The sequence below is a fragment of the Streptomyces sp. NBC_00448 genome (assembly GCF_036014115.1).
GTDB lineage: Bacteria > Actinomycetota > Actinomycetes > Streptomycetales > Streptomycetaceae > Actinacidiphila.
Map to the genome: position 1 here is coordinate 8763990 of NZ_CP107913.1, position 18418 is coordinate 8782407.

Annotated in this window: 17 protein-coding genes; 7 read left to right on the forward strand and 10 right to left on the reverse strand. The window is 74.4% G+C overall.

Annotated features, from left to right (window positions below; all coding sequences use genetic code 11):
• Positions 1–104: 104 nt before the first annotated feature.
• Positions 105–962 carry an endonuclease/exonuclease/phosphatase family protein gene (locus tag OG370_RS37715; protein ID WP_328474798.1) on the forward strand — a complete coding sequence of 286 codons (858 nt, stop codon included), beginning with the start codon at positions 105–107 and terminating at the stop codon, positions 960–962.
• A gap of 15 nt (positions 963–977) precedes the next feature.
• Here the strand turns inward: OG370_RS37715 and OG370_RS37720 are convergent, their stop codons facing one another.
• From OG370_RS37720 to OG370_RS37740, 5 genes are all read right to left on the reverse strand, one after another.
• Entirely contained in the window at positions 978–1916 is a 939-nt protein-coding gene (locus OG370_RS37720; protein WP_328472401.1) for a phosphotriesterase family protein, read from the reverse strand.
• Complete coding sequence (locus tag OG370_RS37725; protein WP_328472403.1) at positions 1913–2386, reverse strand: carboxymuconolactone decarboxylase family protein; 474 nt, start codon at positions 2384–2386, stop codon at positions 1913–1915. The genes OG370_RS37720 and OG370_RS37725 overlap by 4 nt, the downstream gene beginning before the upstream one ends.
• Positions 2383–2970 carry a DUF4865 family protein gene (locus tag OG370_RS37730; RefSeq protein WP_328472405.1) on the reverse strand — a complete coding sequence of 196 codons (588 nt, stop codon included), beginning with the start codon at positions 2968–2970 and terminating at the stop codon, positions 2383–2385. Before OG370_RS37730 ends, OG370_RS37725 begins: the two co-directional genes overlap by 4 nt.
• A 223-nt stretch (positions 2971–3193) precedes the next feature.
• The gene (locus OG370_RS37735; RefSeq protein ID WP_328472407.1) at positions 3194–3769 is read right to left on the reverse strand and encodes a TetR/AcrR family transcriptional regulator; all 576 of its coding nucleotides are present in this window, start codon (positions 3767–3769) and stop codon (positions 3194–3196) included.
• A gap of 121 nt (positions 3770–3890) precedes the next feature.
• Positions 3891–4460: an isochorismatase family protein gene (locus OG370_RS37740; protein WP_328472410.1), complete on the reverse strand. Its 570-nt coding sequence runs from the start codon at positions 4458–4460 to the stop codon at positions 3891–3893.
• A gap of 228 nt (positions 4461–4688) precedes the next feature.
• On the opposite strand from OG370_RS37740, the gene OG370_RS37745 reads away from it, so the two are divergent.
• On the forward strand, positions 4689–4928 hold the full coding sequence (locus OG370_RS37745; protein ID WP_103889877.1) for a DUF397 domain-containing protein: 240 nt from the start codon (positions 4689–4691) through the stop codon (positions 4926–4928).
• Between the two features lie 83 nt (positions 4929–5011).
• Here OG370_RS37745 and OG370_RS37750 read toward each other — a convergent pair whose 3' ends face one another.
• Together OG370_RS37750 and OG370_RS37755 are read right to left on the reverse strand one after the other, a co-directional pair.
• Positions 5012–5707 carry a maleylpyruvate isomerase family mycothiol-dependent enzyme gene (locus OG370_RS37750; RefSeq protein WP_328472416.1) on the reverse strand — a complete coding sequence of 232 codons (696 nt, stop codon included), beginning with the start codon at positions 5705–5707 and terminating at the stop codon, positions 5012–5014.
• The gene (locus OG370_RS37755; RefSeq protein WP_328472418.1) at positions 5704–6357 is read right to left on the reverse strand and encodes a pyridoxine/pyridoxamine 5'-phosphate oxidase; all 654 of its coding nucleotides are present in this window, start codon (positions 6355–6357) and stop codon (positions 5704–5706) included. Before OG370_RS37755 ends, OG370_RS37750 begins: the two co-directional genes overlap by 4 nt.
• Positions 6358–6405: 48 nt before the next feature.
• On the opposite strand from OG370_RS37755, the gene OG370_RS37760 reads away from it, so the two are divergent.
• From OG370_RS37760 to OG370_RS37770, 3 genes are all read left to right on the forward strand, one after another.
• Positions 6406–7059: a CGNR zinc finger domain-containing protein gene (locus tag OG370_RS37760; protein WP_328472420.1), complete on the forward strand. Its 654-nt coding sequence runs from the start codon at positions 6406–6408 to the stop codon at positions 7057–7059.
• Positions 7060–7511: 452 nt separating this feature from the next.
• Positions 7512–10280, forward strand: coding sequence for an ATP-binding protein (locus OG370_RS37765; RefSeq protein ID WP_328472422.1), 2769 nt, complete (start codon positions 7512–7514; stop codon positions 10278–10280).
• Between the two features lie 45 nt (positions 10281–10325).
• Entirely contained in the window at positions 10326–10826 is a 501-nt protein-coding gene (locus OG370_RS37770) for a hypothetical protein (protein ID WP_328472424.1), read from the forward strand.
• Between the two features lie 171 nt (positions 10827–10997).
• Here the strand turns inward: OG370_RS37770 and OG370_RS37775 are convergent, their stop codons facing one another.
• A complete protein-coding gene (locus OG370_RS37775) occupies positions 10998–12950 on the reverse strand; it encodes an N-acetylmuramoyl-L-alanine amidase (protein ID WP_328472426.1) in 1953 nt (650 codons plus the stop codon).
• A 337-nt stretch (positions 12951–13287) separates the two neighbouring features.
• Between OG370_RS37775 and OG370_RS37780 the strand changes: the two genes are divergently transcribed.
• Complete coding sequence (locus OG370_RS37780; protein ID WP_328472427.1) at positions 13288–13809, forward strand: hypothetical protein; 522 nt, start codon at positions 13288–13290, stop codon at positions 13807–13809.
• Positions 13810–13855: 46 nt separating this feature from the next.
• On the opposite strand, the gene OG370_RS37785 is transcribed toward OG370_RS37780, so the two are convergent.
• Positions 13856–14935, reverse strand: coding sequence for an aminoglycoside phosphotransferase family protein (locus tag OG370_RS37785; RefSeq protein ID WP_328472429.1), 1080 nt, complete (start codon positions 14933–14935; stop codon positions 13856–13858).
• 226 nt (positions 14936–15161) lie between these two features.
• On the opposite strand from OG370_RS37785, the gene OG370_RS37790 reads away from it, so the two are divergent.
• Positions 15162–16673 carry a DNA-binding protein NsdB gene (locus tag OG370_RS37790; RefSeq protein ID WP_328472431.1) on the forward strand — a complete coding sequence of 504 codons (1512 nt, stop codon included), beginning with the start codon at positions 15162–15164 and terminating at the stop codon, positions 16671–16673.
• 180 nt (positions 16674–16853) lie between these two features.
• On the opposite strand, the gene OG370_RS37795 is transcribed toward OG370_RS37790, so the two are convergent.
• Positions 16854–18326: a PP2C family protein-serine/threonine phosphatase gene (locus OG370_RS37795; protein WP_328472433.1), complete on the reverse strand. Its 1473-nt coding sequence runs from the start codon at positions 18324–18326 to the stop codon at positions 16854–16856.
• Positions 18327–18418 lie beyond the last annotated feature (92 nt).

Here is an 18418-nt window from a genome sequence, read left to right on the forward strand (position 1 = left end):
GGGGAGGTCCAGTGGATTCCGGCAGCGCGGACGGCACGACGGACGGCACGACGGGTGACGGGCGGGGCGAGCGGCGGGGCGACGGGCCGGACGCGCTGCGCGTGATGACCTGGAACCTGTGGTGGCGCTTCGGCGGCTGGCAGGAGCGGCGCGAGGCGATCCTGCGCACCCTCGAAGCCGAACGGCCGGACGTCCTGGGCCTTCAGGAGGTGTGGGCGAGCGGCGGTCCCGACGGGGCGGGCGGGGAGAACCTGGCGGAGTGGCTCGCCGAGCGCCTCGGCATGCACTGGGCCTGGTCGCGCGCGGCGGCGCAGGACCGCTGGCACGCCCGCAACGGCGGCGACACCAGCGTCGACGTCGGCGTGGCCGTACTGAGCCGGCACCCGATCCTGGCGACGGCCGAGCGCCGTCTGCCCACGCTGCCCGGCCACCGCGACGACGGCAAGACCGCGCTGCACGCCCTCCTCGACGTGCCCGGCGGGCCGCTGCCCTTCTTCACCACCCACCTCAACTCCGGTGTCGCCGACTCCGCGGTGCGCTGCGCGCAGGTCCGCGAGCTGGCCGCGTTCGTCGCCGAGCACGCCCACGGGCCCTACCCGCCGGTCGTCACCGGCGACTTCAACGCCGAGCCCGACTTCGACGAGGTGCGGCTGATCTGCGGCTACAAGACCGCGCCCGCCGTCCCCGGGCTGGTGCTCCTCGACGCCTGGCGGTTCGCCGATCCCGCGCTGCCGCAGGGCACCTGGGACATCAGCAACGAGTACGCGGTGAACTTCGGGGATCGCCCGAGCTGTATCGACTACATCCTCGTCGGCCTGCCGGGCCCGGACAGCCGCGGCTGGGTCCGTACCGCCCGCCGCGCCGGCGACCGGCAGGTGGCCGGGGTGTGGCCCTCCGACCACGCCGCCGTGATCGCGGAACTCGCCCTGCCGGAGCCGTCGTTGAAGCTGAGCGGCGCCTGATCCCGGGCGTCCGGGTCAGCGCCACTCGACGGCGAACGCGCGGGCCGGGTTCGCCACGAAGATCGCCTCGGCGGCGTCCTCGCCCAGGGCGGCGGTGACCCGGGGCCGCAGCACCCGCAGCAGGTAGGGGATGCCGGGGGAGCCGCCGGTCGAAGCGCGGGCGGAGGCGAGGACGTTGTCGCCGCCGAGCAGGATCTGGCCGGTGTGCCCTGCCGCGGCGAGTTCCGTGAGGCAGTCCAACAGCCGCCAGTCGGTGCCGTGATGGGCGCGGGAGGGCCCGTCGAAGGCGAGGAACGCGCCGGAGGCGGCCAGTTCGCGGTGGATGCCGGAGTCGGGGAACCGGTTGAGGTGGCCGAGCAGGATGCTGGTCACCGGGACGCCCAACTCGCCGTGCAGCAGCGCGAGTACATCGACCGCGGCGGTGCCCATCTCGTGGTGGACGCCGATCGGCGCGCCCGTGGCGTGGTGCGCCCGCGCCGCCGCCGTCATCACCTCGCGGGTGTGCCCGTCCAGGCCGTGGAACATCCCGGCCACCTTGATCATGCCCGCCTTCGCGTCGCCGCGCGGCCCGTCCGGATCGTCGCCGGCGAGCATGCCCTCGGCCAACTCGGCGGTGAAGAAGGCCGCGAGGCCGTCCGACCGCAGCCGGTCCAGCAGCGCGGGAGCGTAGTGCGTGACCTGGTGCAGGCCGGTCGCCGCCACCACATGCACCCCGGCCGCCCTCGACAGCGCGGGCAGTCCGGCGGCCGTGCGGCCCAGCCCGAACGGTGTCCACTGCGCCACCGCCGCGCCGCCCACTGCCCGGAACGCCGCCAACTCCGCCTCCGCGGCGGCCGGATCGTCCAGTTCCTGCCCGGCGAACGCGGGCGCGGCGAAGAACAGGTGGTCGTGCGCGTCGGTCACCCCGAGCCGCTCGGGCGCGATGTCGCCGAGCACCGTGCGTACGGTCTTCACCCGGCACCGCCGTCCGCGCCGCTGCCGCTGCCGCTGCCGACGCCGATGGCCGTGCCGGTGTCGTTCGCCGAGCCGCCCTCCGGGGTCACCCCGAGGTCGGCAAAGGCCGCCGCGGCGACCCGCAGCCCCGCCAGCGCCTTGGGCACGCCGACGTACGGCGCGAGGTGCACCATCACCTCGACGATCTCCGCGGGGGCGATGCCGGTCCGCAGCGAGTTGCGGACGTGGTCGTCGAGTTGGGGCTCCACGCCGCCGAGCGCGGTGAGCGCGGCGAGGTTCGCGACGAGGCGGTCCCGCAGGGCGAGGCCGTCGCGCTGGTAGGTGCCGCCGAACAGCGCGGTGACGATCCAGTCGGCGAACCCCGGCGCCAGGGTGTCCAGCGGGGACAAGGTGCCCTCGACGGTGCCCGGTCCGGCGAGTTCGCCGAGCAGCCGGTAGCCCGCCTCGCGATCGATCTTCGCCTGCTTCACCACTGCCTCCCGGTGTCGATGGCGTCCAGTTCGGGCCGCGACAGGTGCAGCACCTGGAAGCGCTCGGCCCCGGGCTCCTCGGGCGCGGCGTCCCGCCACAGCGTGAAACGCAGCAACTCCCAGTGCCGCGGGTCGACCAGCAGGGCGGCGGAGTGCGCGCCGGGCCGTGCGGCCACCTCCCGCAGCTCCGCCAACTCGCGTGCGACGGCCTCCGCGAGCGGTTCGCCGGCGGCCACTTGCCGGGCCGCTCGGGTGGCGGCGGCCGGCGGCTGCGCCACCTCCGGACCGCGTTCGAAGCCGAGCCCGGTCCAGTGCTCGACCGTCGGGCGGCCGAAGTCGTCCACCAGGGAACGGAATCCGGGTCCCCACAGGAAGCTGTTCATGCCCTGGGCGGTGTTCCACAGGTAGAAGGGCGCGTACTCGTTCACCGGCGAGCCGTCGGTGCCGCGCTCCCGGATCAGGTACGCCTTCTGCCCCAACCCCGGGAAGGCGTCGAGCAGATGGCCACGAGTCGCGACCCGCTGTCTGATGATGCCCATGTCGTAGTCGGCGGGCAGGGCGATGCGGTAGTTCATGCCGTGCACGGGTGGATGCTCCCTCGTCCGGTACGAGCCGTCGCGCGGGTGCGCGCGGGTGCGTACGCGTCCTCGTGTCGTGGTGCCCGCACGTCTCGTGCGGGCCAAGTGCCTTGACGGGCACAGCGGTTCGGGCCCTCGGCCGGTGTACGGCGACGGACGGCCGTACGGTCGCGGGCCGGTGCCGCGTTGATCAGGCGGCCGGGTGAAGCGGCAGGATGAAGCAGCCGGGTCAGGCGGCCGGGTCGGTCGCGGCGGCTCGGAGCAGGCCGAGCGCACCGCGCACCGCCTGGTCGAACGGTTCGCGGTCGCCGGCCGCGCGGGCGAGTACGTAACCGCCCTGGACGACCGCGGCCAGCGCCGCTGCCGTGTCGCCCGCGTCGATCTCCGGGCGCAGCTCCCCGGCCGCGATGCCGTCGGCGACGATCCCGGCGAGCCGTCCGCGCAGCCACGCGAACGTGTCGCGGACGGGCTCCCTCAGCTCGTCGCTGGCGATCACCTCCGGGTCCATCGCCATCCGGCCGACCCGGCAGCCGCGCAGCGGCTCCCGCTCGCGCATCAGATACGCGCCGACCCGCGCCACCGCGGTGTCGCCCTCGGCGAGCTGCGCGTCGGCCTGCGCCCGCAACTGCGCCGCGCTGCGCCGCATCGCCGCGGCCGCGAGGTCGGGCTTGCCCTTGAAGTGGTGGTACATGCTGCCCTGCCCGGCACCGGCCCGCTCCTGGATGGCCTTCGGGCTGGTGCCGACGTACCCGCGCTCCCAGAGCAGTTCCTGCGCGCTTGCGACGAGGCGTTCCGCGGTGTCCATGACCTCATCGTACATACTAGTAGGTACAGAACCAAGCCCGAAGAACGGCGGCGGGTGGACCCCGCCGCCGACCGGACCCGGAAGTGGACCCGGAAATGGGCCCGGAATGTGGTCGGGTGCGTCAGGCGAAGTACACGTCGGACCCGGCGACCACCGTGCCGAAGCGGGGGAAGTTCAGCGCCACCGCCGCCTCGTGCTCGGCCGCCGTCAGCCCCGACATCGCGTCGTGCGCGAACACCAGTCGGTAGCCGAGGTCGGCGGCGGCCCGCGCGGTGGACTCCACGCCCATGTTCGTGGCGATCCCGGCGAGCACCAGGGTGTCGATGCCGCGCTCCCGCAGGCGCGCGTCCAACTCGGTGCCCTGGAAAGCCCCGACCGTGCGCTTGACCAGCAGCGCGTCCGCGACCGCGGCGACCTGCGGCACCAGATCGCTGCCGGGTGGCTGCTCGGCCGCGCCCGACCGGCGCGCCCGCACCGCCACCACCGGCGCGCCCGCCGCGCGGAAGGCCGCCGCCAGCCGCACCGCCGCGGCGACCACCTCCGACCCCGGGTGCGGGGCCAGCGGCAGCGCGACGATCCGGTCCATCAGGTCGACGAGCACGAGGGCGGTACGGGCGGGGTCGAGGCCCGGCGCGAGCGGGGACTCGCGGGTGTCGCCGGCCGCGCGGTAGTCGTGATCATGTGCGGTCATGATCGGACCCTACCGGCCGGGCCCGCTTCGCGCGTACGGATCGAACGGGGTGGTGTGGTAGGGCAGTTGGGGCGGGTGAGGATCGCATCCGGCACCGCGCGGACCCGGTGCCGGACCGGCCGCCATAGCGCATCCGGGCGCCCCCGCGTGCGGCTTCCGCCTTCTTCTGCCGGGTGGGTCCAACACCGATAGGCTGGAAGCGGACGACGATGTGGGAGGAGTCAGGACGTGGCTGAGAGCACCATCGGACAGCCGTTGGCCAACGGGAAGAAGCCCCAGGTGGATCTGACCGGGGCCGAGTGGCTGTCCAGCAGCCAGGGCACCGGGGATGTGCAGATCGCTTTCGTGGAGGGGTACATCGCGATGCGTGACGGCCGCAACCCCGAGGGGCCCGCGCTGATCTTCACCCCCGCGGAATGGCGTGCCTTCGTGCTGGGCGCCCGCGACGGCGAGTTCGATCTGACCTGACCCCTCGGGGCGGTGGGTTCCGCGGTCGCGGGACCCACCTGCCGACGACGCGCTGCCGCGCGGTTCCCGCTTCGGCCGCGCGCCTACGGCCAGTTGCCCAGCGGCGGCAGCGGACCGCCGCGCAGCGGCTCTTCGGGGTGCCGCCCGGCCAGCCACGCGGCGAGGTCGGTGAGGCGGCCCTCGACGGACAGCGGTGACCCGGAGCCGTGCGACCAGCGGAAGTCCGCGTCCGTGGCGGTGAGCGACACCCGGTATCCGTCCGGCACGCGGGGCGCGAGGAAGCCGATGAGGTGGGTGCACAGCGGTGTCGACCACGCGTGGGTGTGGTAGCCGAGGTCCGCGTCGGCCGTGTGGATCTCCAACTCCCGCCACCAGGCGAGCCCGGCGTCGCGCAGGGTGCCGTCGCGGTAGCGGACCGGCCGCTCCCAGTCGTCCGGCCCGACCAGGGACCAGGACGCCTCGACCTCGTCCAGCGCGTCCGCGAGCGCGGGCGCGAGCTGCTGCACCGGGCGCCGGTGCCCGGCCTCGATGGCGGCGTCACGGGTGGGGCGCCCCCCGTCGTAGACGTCGATGAGCTTGCCGCGCAGGGCGTAACGGGCCTGCCGGGCAAGGGCGAGGCCGACCCCCTCGATGTGGGTGAGCACATGGCCGCGGCTCCAGCCGGGCAGCGGGCTCGGCCCGCGCAGTACCTCGTCGGTGAGAGCCGGCAGCAGGGCGCGCAGCCGCGACTGCCCCTCGGCGAGCGCCGCCTGGAGATCGGCGGGTGCGGTTCCGGTCACGGCCACAGCAGTCCACGCTCCCAACCGGCTTCCGTGCGGCGGTAGTCGACGCGGGTGTGCCGGCGTTCCCGGTCGCCCTGCCAGAACTCCACCTGCTCGGCGTGCAGCGTGTACAGCGTCCAGCCGGGCGCCACCAGCCCAGGCTCTGCCGCGATCCGCTCGGCGGCGGTGCGCACGTCGGCGTCGCGGGCGGCGAGGTCGGACAGCGGGGTGCTCTGCCGGCCGAGCAGCGCCTCGGCCCGGGCGCCGGGGGAGCGGGCGAGGAAGTCGGCGGCGGACTCCTCGGGGTTGCCGGGGCGCACGGTTCCGCGCACCCGCACCTGGCGGGCGAGCGGGGACCAGTAGAAGGTGAGCGCCGCGGCGGTGTGGCCGGACAGCTCGCGGCCCTTGCGGCCGCCGGCGTCGGCGGCGAACTGCCAGCCGTCAGCGGTGACGTTCTTGCAGATCAGCACCCGTGCCGACGGGGTGCCGTCGAGGCCGGTGGTGGACACGGTCATCGCGTGCGGTTCGCGCACCCCTTGCCGGATGGCCGTCAGCAGCCACTCGGTGAACAATTCGTGCGGGTCGGCGGGAAGTCGAGAGACGTCGAAGTCCGGCAACTCCCCCTCGAACACCTCGATCTCGCGCAGTACCTCGCGCAGGTCGGACACGAATACCCCCTCTGCGTTAATGGTGTACGGCGACGATACCATTAGGTCATGCCGGTTGATCATCTCGCTCTCGCTCTCGCCCTCGCGGTCACCGTGCGCCATGACGGCCACGGCGGAGTCGCGGACGACCTCGCCGCCCCCGAGGGCCTGACCGCCTGGGTGCGGCAGCACGAGCGGGCGCTGGCGGAGTACGGCTTCGTGACGGCGGACGAGGGCGCGGACTCCGCCGACCCCGCCGACCCCGCCGACCCCGCCATGCTCGCCGCCGCCGTCGGCGTACGGACCGCGCTGCGGGCGCTGTTCGCGCGGGCGGTGCTGCCCGGTGCCCCCAGCAAGGCCGACGCCGGGCGGCTGCCCGACGCGGCGGCGGCCCTGGAGCGGCTGAACGCGGCCGCGGCGCGGGTGCCGGTCACCCACCGGCTCGCCTGGCCCGCCGACGGCCCGCCTGCCGCCGGCTACGCGGTGGCCGGCCGCCACACCCCGGCCGACCTGCTCGCCGCCGCGCTCGCCCGGGCCGGCATGGCCTTCCTGGCCGGCCCGGACCGCGCCCGGTTGCGGGCCTGCCCGGCGCCGCGCTGCGTGCGCTACTTCGTCCAGGCGCACGCCCGCCAGGAGTGGTGCAAGCCCTCCTGCGGCAACCGCGCCCGCGTCGCCCGCCACCATGCCCGCCAGCGGGCCCGCACCGCCGACGACCCGAACTGACGCTCCAAGCAGGCTGGTTGGGCCGGGCGCATCGGGGCCGATCGCCGCCGCCGGAGCCGCGCCGGCCGCGCCGGTCCGCCCGGACGACCCGCACCGCCCGCATGCCCGACCCTCCCGCACCGCCCGCACCCGACTCCCCATCCCTTTCATCCGCCCTCTTCGGTTACGCGCGGTAACGGGGGCGCACGCGGGGCGCATGGGAGCTTTGGCGGGGAGTGGGGCCCGAGTGGAGTGGTGGCGGCCGGGAGGCCCGTGGGACAGTCGCGGCGGGCCGACCGGGAAGCGTCCGCCTCCCTGCGGAGTCATGGGCTCCACCCTGCCGGTACGCCTCCTGCCAGTGGCGTACCGGCACGGTCGTTCCCCCTTACCGAGCGCAGCCGACGGCGTACCCTGTGGACCCATCGGACCGAGTGCGCCGGGCGCGCGCCCCGCCGGTCGGCAAGGGGGAGAGCATGGCTGGAGGGCCCGCCGGCGTCGCCCGCACGCTGCTCGAGCGTGACGTCGAACTCGCCGCCGTCGACGACGCGTTGACCGCCGTCACCGGAGTGGCGCCCGGCGCCGTACCGGAGCCGGCCGACGGTCAGGTACGGCGGCGGGGCGGGCTGCTGGCGTTCGCCGGGCCCGCCGGGCTGGGCAAGACGACCCTGCTCGCCGAGGTACGGGCCCGGGCCGCGGACCGCGGCTGCACCGTGCTGTCCGCGCGCGGCGGCGACCAGGAGCAGCAGGTCGCCTTCCACGTCGCGCGGCAACTCCTGCAACCGCTGCTGGCCGGCTCCACCGAGGCGGATCTGCGGGCGGCGCTGGGCAGTTGGTACGGCATCGTGGGCCCGGCGCTGGGGCTGTGCACCGCGCAGGGCGCCGCCCCCGACCCCCAGGGACTGCGCGACGGACTGGACTGGGTGCTCACCCATGTGGTGGTCCGGCACGCCCCGGTGGTGCTGGTGCTCGACGACGCGCACTGGGCCGACCCGCAGTCACTGAACTGGCTGGCCGCGTTCGCACCCCGCACCGACGACCTCGCGCTGCTCGTCGTGGTGGCCTACCGCCCGGACGAACTGCCGCCGTCCGCCGAGGCGTTCCGCGGCCTGCCCGGCCGCGCCGGGCACCGTCCGCTCGGCCTGGAACCGCTGACCTCCGACGCGATCGGCCTGCTGGTGCGCGACCGGGTCGGCGCGCACGCCGACGAGGAGTTCTGCCGGGAGTGCTGGGCGGTCACCGCGGGAAACCCGTTCGAGGCGGTCGAGTTGGCCGCGAAGGTCCGTGACCGGGGACTGCAACCCGACGGTGGCAGCGTCCACCTGCTGCGCGACCTGGTCGCCGCGGTGAAGGGCAGCGGCCTGGTCGCCCGGCTGGAGCGGCTCGGCCCCTCCACGGTCCGCCTCGCCTGGGCCGCCGCCGTGCTCGGCACCGAGATCCGGCCCGCGCTGGCCGCCGCCGTGGCCGGCCTCGGCACCCAGGAGGCCGCCGACTGCGCGGACCGGCTGCGGGCCGCGCGCGTCCTCACCGGCAGCCGCACCCTGGAGTTCGTCCACCCGCTGATCGCCACCGCCGTCTACCGGGCGATACCCGACGCGGTGCGGGTCGCCCTGCACGGCAAGGCCGCGTGGGCCGTGGTCGACGCCGGTCTCGGCCCCACCGCGGCCGCCCGCCACCTGCTGGAGACCCACCCCGAGGAGGACCCGTGGGTGGTGCACCAACTGCGCGCCGCCGCCCGGGAGATCCTGCGGGCCGGCGCCCCCGAGGCGGCCCGCAGCTGCCTGGCCCGGGCGCTGCGCGAGCCCCCGCCGCCCGGCGAGCGGGCCGGCGTGCTCTACGAACTCGGCTGCGCCACACAGCTCCTGGAGCCCCCGACCACCGTCAACCACCTGCGGGCCGCCCTCGAAGAGCCGATCGACGACCCCGAACTGCGCGACGGCATCCTCTTCCTGCTCTCCCAGTCCCTCGCGCACAGCGACCGGCTCAGCGAGGCAGCCGACGTCGTCGGCCGGGCCGCCCGCACCACCACCGGGGCACGCACCCGACTGCGCATGCAGGCCGAGCAGTTCATGTGGGACGCCTTCCGCTCCGACGAACCCGACTCGCCCGGCAGGTCCCGCCGGCTGGCCCGGCTCGCCGACCGCCTCACCGGCCGCGACCTCACCGAGCGGTACATCATCGGCCTGCGCGCCTGGGACGCCACCTTGCGCGGCGAACCCACCGGCACCGTCCTGCGCCACGCCGCCCGCGCCCTGCGCGGCGGCCTGCCCTGGGTGGACGAGGGCCGCGGCTTCGAGGTGCCGGCGCTGGTCGCGATGACCTACATGTACGCCGACCGGCCCGAGCGCGCCGAGGAGCTGTTCGCCGAGGGCATCGCCGACTTCGAACGCCACGGCTGGCGCGGCGCCCACCTCTCCTTCGGGTATGTCCTGCTCGGCTACGTCCGCCACCGCTGCGGGCGGCTCGCCGAGGCGGAGGAACTGGCCCGCGACGGTTTGCGGCTGGCCGACCGGGTCGGCCGCGGCACCCCCGTGCAGTGGTACGCCGTCGGCGTGCTCGCCGGGGTGCTGATCGCCCGCGGCCGCCCCGAGGAGGCGGCCGCGCTCGCCGCCGACTACGACTTCGCCGCGCCCTTCCCGGCCGCCGTGACCTTTCCCGACGCCCAGGCCGTGCACGGCGAGATCCTGCTCGCGCTGGGCCGGTACCAGGAGGCCGCCGCGGAACTCGCCGCCGTCGGGCGGCGGCTCGACCGGCGCGGCATGCGCAACCCGGGCTGGTGCCCGTGGCAGCTCCACCTGGCCCTCGCCGAGGCGCACGACGCTCCCGACCGTGCGGCCCGCACCGCGCTCGACGCGGTCGCCCGGGCCCGGCAGTTCGGTGCGCCGTCCGCGGTCGGGGGCGCGCTGCGGGTCGCCGCCGAGGTGATCGGCGGGGCGCGCGGCCTCGACCTGCTCGCCGAGGCCGTCGCCCGCCTGGAGGTGTCGCCCGCCGCCCATGAGCTCGCGGCGGCGCGGGTCGCCCAGGGCGCCGCCCTGCGCGCGGCGGGGCGCCGGGGAGCGGCCGCCGACGCGTTGCGGCTGGGGCTGGAGGGTGCGGTGGGCTGCGGCGCGGACGGCCTGGCGGGCACCGCGCGGGCCGAACTGGCCCGGCTGCCCGCACCGCTGTCCGTGCCCCTGCCCGCGGCGCCGTCCGTCCCGCCCGCCGCACCGCAGGCCCCGCCCGCCGCGGCACCGCGCGAGACGTGAAAGACGGGCTCCCGCCCCGGCCGTGCCACCCCGTACGATGGCCGTATGTCCTTCCTCCGCCGCCGTAGCGCAGCCACGCCCACCGGGCCGGACTTCGACGTCCTCGCGATGGACCCGGGGGACTGGCCCGGCGACCTGGGCGCGGGGCTGCTGCCCGGTGCCGACGGGAGCTGCCAGGGCATCTACCTGCGGTACGACCTCTTCGGCGGCCGCGGCCCCGCGATGCTGATCGGGAACCTCCCCGAGGGCTCCCCGGCCCGCGAACTGGAGGAGGGCCAGGTGCCCTTCGAGGTGGCCCAGCTGCTGGCCGCGCTCGGCAACGACGAACCGGCCGAGGTCGTCGACGTCGAGGGCACCCCGGTGATGCTGGGCGACGGACCGCTGATCGTCCGCCGGATCAAGATCTCCGAGTCGCGGGTCGCCTGCGCGCAGTTCGACCGCAGCGACGGCGTGCAGGTCACCATCGCCACCTGGGACCGTCCGATCACCGACGACCTCTACCAGCTGCTCAAGCCGCTGCCCGCGGAGATGTTCCAGGCCGAGTGAACGCCCGGGCCGCGAGCCGGCCGAGCTGAACGAGCCGCATCCAGCCGCACCAAGCCGCACGACGTAAGGGGCGCCATCCCAGAATGGCGCCCCTTACCTGTGTCACCTGACCTGCGTCACCTGCTCACCTGCTCACCGGTGTCACCCGTCGCCGCGGCCTTCCGGCCCGGGCTACGGCAGCGCCGAGGGCACCAGCGCCACATCGGACGCCAGGACGTACTCCACGCGGTGCCCGAGCTGGATCTCGTAGTAGACGTTCTTGCCCCGCACCACCTGGTGGCTCGCCGGATCGAAGGTCACCGAGTAGTAGTACTCGCCGTGCACCGCGCCGCCGACCACGTACCGCTGGCCGGCCGGGATGGAGTACGGCATCGGGGTGAGCGCCTGGACCGGCACGCCGGCCGGGAACGCGCTCGCCTCGGGGTAGGCGCGGCCGTAGACCGGGATGCTCGCCAGACCCTTCTTCGGGGTCACCACCAGACCCGTCGCGTCCACGGCCGTCGGGTTCGCCTTCGGGTTGTGGAACCACGCCTTCTGGCCGAGGTACCAGATCGCGGTCCAGTCGCCCTGCCGTCCGGCGACCGCGTACTGCTGGCCGGTGGACGCCCGCGCGCCCACGTCGTTGACGTCGGTGGTGCTGGCGCCCGTCGCACCGTGCAGACCCACGTCGTGCACCAGCGGAGCGTCCTCGCTCGGCGCCGTGTACAGCCGCACCGCGTCGGAGCCGTGCGCCGGGCAGGTCGCGCCCGCCGTGGTACAGCCGGTGTAGACCGGCTGGTTCGTCGCGTAGTCCGGGTCGATCGTCACCTCACCGCCCCACGCCCCCGCCGTCGGGTGGATCGGCGCGCCGAGCAGCGCCATGTAGTGGGCCCAGTCCCAGTACGGTCCGGGGTCGGTGTGCATGCCGGGAACGTAGGAACCCGTCGGCCCCGGCACGTTGTCGTGGCCGAGGATGTGCTGCCGGTTCAGCGGCACGTCGTACTTCTGCGCCAGGTAGCGCACCAGCCGCGCCGACGAGCGGTACATCGCCTCCGTGTACCAGGCGTCCGGGTCGGTGAGGAAGCCCTCGTGCTCGACCCCGATCGACTTGGCGTTGGTGTACCAGTTGCCCGCCTGCCAGCCGACGTCCTGCGTCTTCACATGCTGCGCGATGTGCCCGTCGGAGGAGCGCACCGTGTAGTGCCAAGACAGGTACGTCGGGTCCTGCACCAGCTTCAGCGAGGTGGCCCAGGAGCCCTCGGTGTCGTGGATGACGATCGTGTCGATCTTCTCGTCGTTCGGCCGGTCGGCGAGGTCGTAGTTGCCGTAGTCCCCGCCGCCGATCTCCTGGTAGGGCGCCGGCACCCACTCGCAGCCCAGCCCCGGCGGGCACTCGGTGCCCGCGTCGTTGTCCGCGCGCAGCCCCACCTTCGCGGCCTGGCCGGTCGCGGGCGCCAGACCGGGCACCGCCGCGAGCGCCACCCGCTGGCCGCTGTCCGTGGTGCGCGCCTGGCCCTGCCGGATCACGTCGAACACGTCGTCGGCGAAGGAGTCCGCGGTGTCCCGGTCGTCCGCGCCGGAGTAGCGCGCCACGGCGGCGTACCAGTCGGCCGGATCGGCGCTCGGCGGTTCGCCCAGCTCGCGCTGCTCCGCGGCCAGCAGAGCGGCGCCGCCGGCCACGTTCGCCGCCGGCGCGTCGCGCAGCTCGGCGGACGGCAGCCCGGTGAGGGTCGCCGCGCGCCGCACCGTGGTCAGGTTCGCCGGGAAGGCCGCGGTGGCCGGCGCCGCCGCCTGCGCGGGCGTGATCAGCGGGCGCGAGTCGTCGCCGCGCCCGTCGTCGCCCCCGTCGCCGACCTGCTTGACCGGGAAGTCGGTCAGCGCGGTCCGCGCGTCGGTCAGGTGCATCGGCCCGTAGCCGCCGGTGACGCTCGGCATGCCCTGGTGGCCGTCCCACCGGGACTCCATGTACGACACGCCCAGCAGCACGCTGCTCGGCACTCCGTACTTCCCGGCGGCGTCGGTGAACGCCTGCTGGAGCGAACCCGGCGCGGCGGCCGCGTGCGCGGTCCCCGCGCCGAACAGCGGCAGCAGGACGGCCGCCGCGGCGACCGCGACCGCGCTTCGGGCGCGGCGCCCGAGCGGCACGGATCTTCCAGGTGGGGACGGGGGAGCGGAACGCGGCACGAGGGCCTCCTCCGGATGGGGGGTTGCCGAGTTGATCGGTTCCCCACAGGTACCGGCCCGCCCGACGCCCCGTCAACCACCCGTATACGGCGCGTCTTCCGCACGTCAGGGCCCCGCACCCCGGGTTTCCGCGCCGCGCGGCCGCCCACCTGCCGACCGCCAGAGGCGTACACCTGTGCACCCGCTGTGCTCCGTTTCAGCGGCCTGTCGACAATTCCCGCCGGGGGGTGGAGGTATGGGCCGGTGCGCCGCGCCCAACCCGTTGGCCAAAGAGGCGGCCGGCGTCGAGAATCCCACCATGACCGACGGCAGCGACGACCCGGACCGCATCTTCGTTCGCAGCAGGTGGGGCGACAGGCGCTACGTCTACAACCCGTACAACCCCATCGGCCGCGCGCTCATCGCCGGGACCGTGCTGGTCGCGGTCGTCGCCCTGTTCCTGCTGCACCGCTCGTCCGTCCGTGGCGCTTCGGGCGACTGGAGCGAGAAGGAGTTGCGGAAGGCCGTGACGGCGGCGACGGCCGAGCTGGCGAGCGACGCCGAGTTCGGGCCCGGAAGCGTGGGCTACGAGGAGATCCTCCAGAGCGGGATAGCGGAAGCGGCCCACCGCACCGAGCGCGGGCTCACCGTCGCCCTCGCCTCGGCGCCCCCGACGTCGGCCCTGGTCGAGGGCGGTCCGGAACAGGCCGACTACACCGTCAGCGCCGACGGCACGGACACGGAGCTGTGCCTCGACGTCCACGCGCTGAAGCGCAAGATGGCCATGGACTACGACTCCGTGACCATCTCCGTCGGCGAGGGGGCGTGCCCCGCCTCCTGACAGCCGCCCGCCCGGCTCGGCGGCTGTCCCGTCCGGCCGGCAGCCGCTACTGCGTGCCGACCGCCGCCCGCACCGCGCGCCGCGCCATCCCGCAGTCGTCGTGCAGCCGCCGCAGCAGCAGCCGCTGCTCCTCGCCCGCCTCGGCGGAACCCGGCGGGACCGGCCCGGTGGCCCGCATCGTCCGCTGCACGGCGGTCTCGTAGGTACGGATCTCCCGGGTCAGCACCAGCATCAGGTTGACCAGGAACCCGTCACGGGCCTCCGCGCCCTGGGCCTGCGCCTGCTGACTGATCTGGCGCCGCGCGGCGGGATCGTCCCCGAGCACCGACCACAGCACCGCCAGGTCGTACCCGGGCAGGTACCAGCCCGCGTGCTCCCAGTCGACCAGCGACGGTCCGGCCGGCGACAGCAGCACGTTCGACAGGAGGGCGTCGCCATGGCAGAACTGGCCCGGCGCGTGCGCCAGTCCACGTAGCAGCTTCTGCAGATCGCCCAGATCCCGGTCGGTGAGCAGGCCCAGTTCGTGGTAGCGCCCGATCCGCGCCGGGTAGTCGATCGGCGCGTCGAACGAACCGGGGGCCGGCCGCCACGCGTTGATCCGCGAGTACGCCGACAGCGCGGCGCGCAGATCCGCCCGGGTGGGCGTCTGCACGGGGTGCCGCTGCGGCGTGACCACCCGTCCGGGCATCCGCTCCATCACCAGCACGCAGCTGTCCGGGTCGGCGGCGATCAGCCGCGGCACCCGCACCGGCGGGCGCTGCCGGACGAACGTGCGGTAGGCCGCTATCTCATGGCGGAAACGTTCCGCCCAGGCGGGGGAGTGGTCCAGCAGACACTTGGCGACCGCCGGCGCCCGGCCGGAGGTGCCGATCAGCAGCGCGGTACGACCGCCGCGCCGCAGCAACTGCACGGGGGCGAACTCGGGGCAGATCCGCTGCACGGCGGCCACGGCGGTGCGCAGCTGAGCCCCCTGCGGGCCGGTCAAGTCGATTCTCCCGCTGAGCGGATGGGCGCCGCCGGCCATGTTCCGCCGCAAGGCGGCCGGGCGCGGGCGCAGCACCGGCTCGGTGACGGAGGGGTGCGAGGGCCGGGGCGGGGCGGACACGGAGGACGATGCCGAATACATGAGTGGAAGCAGATCCCTTCGCGTGCCAAGGAGTTCCAGGGGCGCCGTCCCGGTCCGGTACCGCACCCTGGGGAATGCGGAACCGGGCCGGGGTGGCGCGTTCCTACCTGACACCCTGGCGCGGGTGGCAGACCATCTGGCGGACCCTGGCGAACCCTGGCGAATAGTCGCGAGGCGAATGTCACCGGGATTAGTGTCAACGTGCCGAGGAACCTGGGGGCTTGACGTGGGCAACGAAGCCAACACCCGACTCGCGGACCTGTTCGGCCTCACCGGCTGGTCCAAGGGCGAACTCGCACGGCTGGTCAACCGGCATGCGGCGGCCATGGGCCATCCGCAGCTGGCGACCGACACCTCGCGGGTGCGCCGCTGGATCGACACCGGTGAGTCGCCGCGCGAACCCGTGCCGAGAGTGCTGGCCGCGCTGTTCACCGAGCGCCTCGGACGTGTCGTGACCATCGAGGATCTCGGGTTCGACCGGCGCCGGCAGGCGGGGAAGAAACAGACCGGCGACGGCCTGCCGTGGCCGCCGGAGCGAACCGCCGCGGTCCTCACCGAATTCACGGGAATGGACCTCATGCTCAACCGACGCGGACTGGTGGGCGCGGGCGCCGCGCTCACCGCCGGCACCGTACTCAGCACGGCCATGTACGAGTGGCTGCACACCGATCCCGCCCTGGCGGCCGACGCACCCGTCCTCGACGACCCGCTCGCCGTCGATCCGGTCGCGCACGACGTCTACGAGGCGGCCCCGATCGGCTCCCAGGAGATCGAGTCGCTGGAGCACTCGGTCGAGGTGTTCCGCGCCTGGGACGCCTCACGCGGCGGCGGGCTCCAGCGCAAGGCGGTGGTCGGCCAGCTCAACGAGGTCGGCGGCATGCTCTCCTACCGCCACCCCCCGCATCTGCAACGCCGGTTGTGGGGGGTGGCGGCCAACCTCGCGGTGCTCGCCGGCTGGATGTCGCACGACGTCGGCCTGGAGCCGACCGCGCAGAAGTACTTCGTGATCGCCGCGCACGCGGCACGCGAGGGCGGCGACCGGCCGCGGGCCGGTGAGGCGCTGTCCAGGGCGGCCCGCCAGATGGTGCACCTGGACCGGCCCGACGACGCGATCGACCTGATGAAGCTCGCCACGTCCGGTTCCGGCGAGCAGACCCTGCCGCGTATCCAGGCGATGCTGCGCACCGTCGAGGCGTGGGCGCAGGCGTCGATGGGGCGCGGCCAGGAGATGCGGCGCACCCTGGGCGAGGCCGAGGAGCTCTTCGCGTCCGACGCGGACGAGGGGCCGCCGCCGAGCTGGATGCAGAACTTCGACGAGGCCGACCTGCACGGCATGCAGGCGCTCGCGTACCGCACGCTGGCCGAGCACGACCCGTCGGCCGCCGTCCAGGCCCAACTGCACGCCAAGCGGGCGATCGACCTGCGCGGCGGCGGCCACGAGCGGTCGATGATCTTCGACTACCTCTCGCTCGCTTCGGCCTGCTTCATCGCCAACGACCCCGAACAGGCGGACCGCTACGCCCGGATCGCGCTGTCGACCATCGGGCAGACCTCCTCGCACCGCACCTGGGACCGGCTGCGCCAGATGTACCGGCTCACCGCGCGGTACTCCGGGCAGGTCGAGATCCAGGAACTGCGCCGGGAGATCGAGACGGTGCTGCCGAAGCAGAAGGCGCCCCGGGAGGGAAAGGGGGCGAAGGAGGCCAAGGGGAAGAACTCCCAGACCCGTTCGGTGTGACGCCGCCGTCACGTCACACCGTTGTCGGGCAGCGGGAGAAACCCCGGTCGGTCATGTGCCCGCGCTCCACGGCCAGTTGGTCATGAAGCCGTCTCGTCGTACGGTCCGTCGTGCGGTCCGGTGACCTCGCGGTCGGATGACCTCACGCTCGGACATTCGCTCGGGTGATCGCTCGGGCGGTCAGGAGATCCTCGCGATCAGTACGCACGCGTCGTCCGCCCGGTCGGGGATGTCGAACTCCTCGGCCACCATGCGCAGGCAGTCCTGCGCGGACCGGGCGCCGTCGAACAGCGGTCCCATGGCGAGCAGGCGTTCGGCGCTGCCGCCGGCGGTCGCGTTGTGCGGGGAGCGGCTCGGCACCAGGCCGTCGGTGTGCAGCAACAGCAGGTCGCCGGGGAGGAGTTGTTCCCGCGCCTGGGCGTACCGGGCACCGGAGGTGGCGCCGAGCAGCATGCCGTCGGGCGAGTCGAGGACGCGCCCCGTCCCGTTGCGGAACAGCAGCGGGGCGGGGTGCCCGGCCTGCGCCCAGCGCAGGACCCGCTCGCCGGGTTCGTACCGGCAGCACAGGGCGCTGCCGAGGGCGGGCTGCGCGGAGGTGTCGAGGAGTTCGTTGAGCGAGGCCATCAGCGCGCCGGGCTCCAACCCGGCGACGGCCATGCCGCGCAGCGCGCCGAGCAGCATCGCCATGCCCGAAGTCGCGACCACACCATGCCCGGTGAGGTCGCCGACCGACAGTAACGAGGAACCGTCGGGCAGTTGCATCGCGTCGTACCAGTCGCCGCCGATCAGGCCGCTGGTCGCCGAGGGGAGGTAGCGCGCGGCTAGGTCCATCGCGGCGGGACCGCCCTCCTGCGGGAAGCGCAGGCCGCCGCGCCACGGTGGGAGCACGGCCTCCTGCAGTTCCACCGCGAGCCGGCGCTCGGTCTGCGCGATCTGCCGCTGCCGCTCCAGGGAGTCGCGGGTCTCCCTGAGGGTGCGCTGGCTGCGCCGCAGGTCGCTGACGTCGCGGATCACCGCCCACATCGCGATGGTGCCGCCGTCGGCGTCGAAGACCGGTTCGCCGACCATGTGCACGGTACGCACGGAGCCTTCGGCCCGCACGATCCTGAACTCGCCGTCGATCGGCCGCCCGTCGACCAGGCAGCCGGTCACCATCTCGGTGAGCAGTTGCTGGTCCTCCGAGAAGAGCCATGACGGCAACTCGTCCAGGGTCAACGGTCCGTCCTTCTGGGCGCGGCCGAAGATGCGGTACAACTCGTCTGACCACTGCACCACATCGGTGAGCAGGTCCCACTGGGCGCTTCCGGCCCGCCCGAGCGCACCGACCGCGACCGGGTCGGGCAGCGCGGACGCGCCGATCGCCGCGTCGAGCGGCGACCCGGGCTCCCGCGCCGGCGCCTCGACCGGCACCTCCAGCTCGAAGCCCTCCCGCAACTGCCCCAGGTGGGTGCCCAGATCATCGAGCTGGTGCACCGCGAGGTCGCACAGCGCACGCTGCCACCGCAGCCGCGGGTCCTCAGCCGCCGACACGCTCTCGCCGAGCACTTCGTCGACCCGGCTGCGCAACTGGCGCGCCTGGCTGATCAGAGCATCCACAGCCCCGGGACCCGGTGGCTGTGCTGCGGGGGAATCCGCGTGCGCGGGGGACGGCATGACGCACTCCGAGGGATGTCTGCGGGCAGCCGCTGGTGCGGCCGTGGCGGACGGTGGGACAGATGGACCAGTAACGACTGTTGCACAGCGAG

What these genes read in the sequence shown, in the direction of transcription:
- OG370_RS37715 (WP_328474798.1), top strand. Translation starts at nt 105, where the DNA reads ATGACCTGGAACCTGTGGTGGCGCTTCGGCGGCTGGCAGGAGCGGCGC.
- OG370_RS37735 (WP_328472407.1), bottom strand. Translation starts at nt 3,769, where the DNA reads ATGGACACCGCGGAACGCCTCGTCGCAAGCGCGCAGGAACTGCTCTGG.
- OG370_RS37740 (WP_328472410.1), bottom strand. Translation starts at nt 4,460, where the DNA reads ATGACCGCACATGATCACGACTACCGCGCGGCCGGCGACACCCGCGAG.
- OG370_RS37760 (WP_328472420.1), top strand. Translation starts at nt 6,406, where the DNA reads ATGCCGGTTGATCATCTCGCTCTCGCTCTCGCCCTCGCGGTCACCGTG.
- OG370_RS37765 (WP_328472422.1), top strand. Translation starts at nt 7,512, where the DNA reads ATGGCTGGAGGGCCCGCCGGCGTCGCCCGCACGCTGCTCGAGCGTGAC.
- OG370_RS37770 (WP_328472424.1), top strand. Translation starts at nt 10,326, where the DNA reads ATGTCCTTCCTCCGCCGCCGTAGCGCAGCCACGCCCACCGGGCCGGAC.
- OG370_RS37780 (WP_328472427.1), top strand. Translation starts at nt 13,288, where the DNA reads ATGACCGACGGCAGCGACGACCCGGACCGCATCTTCGTTCGCAGCAGG.
- OG370_RS37785 (WP_328472429.1), bottom strand. Translation starts at nt 14,935, where the DNA reads ATGTATTCGGCATCGTCCTCCGTGTCCGCCCCGCCCCGGCCCTCGCAC.
- OG370_RS37795 (WP_328472433.1), bottom strand. Translation starts at nt 18,326, where the DNA reads ATGCCGTCCCCCGCGCACGCGGATTCCCCCGCAGCACAGCCACCGGGT.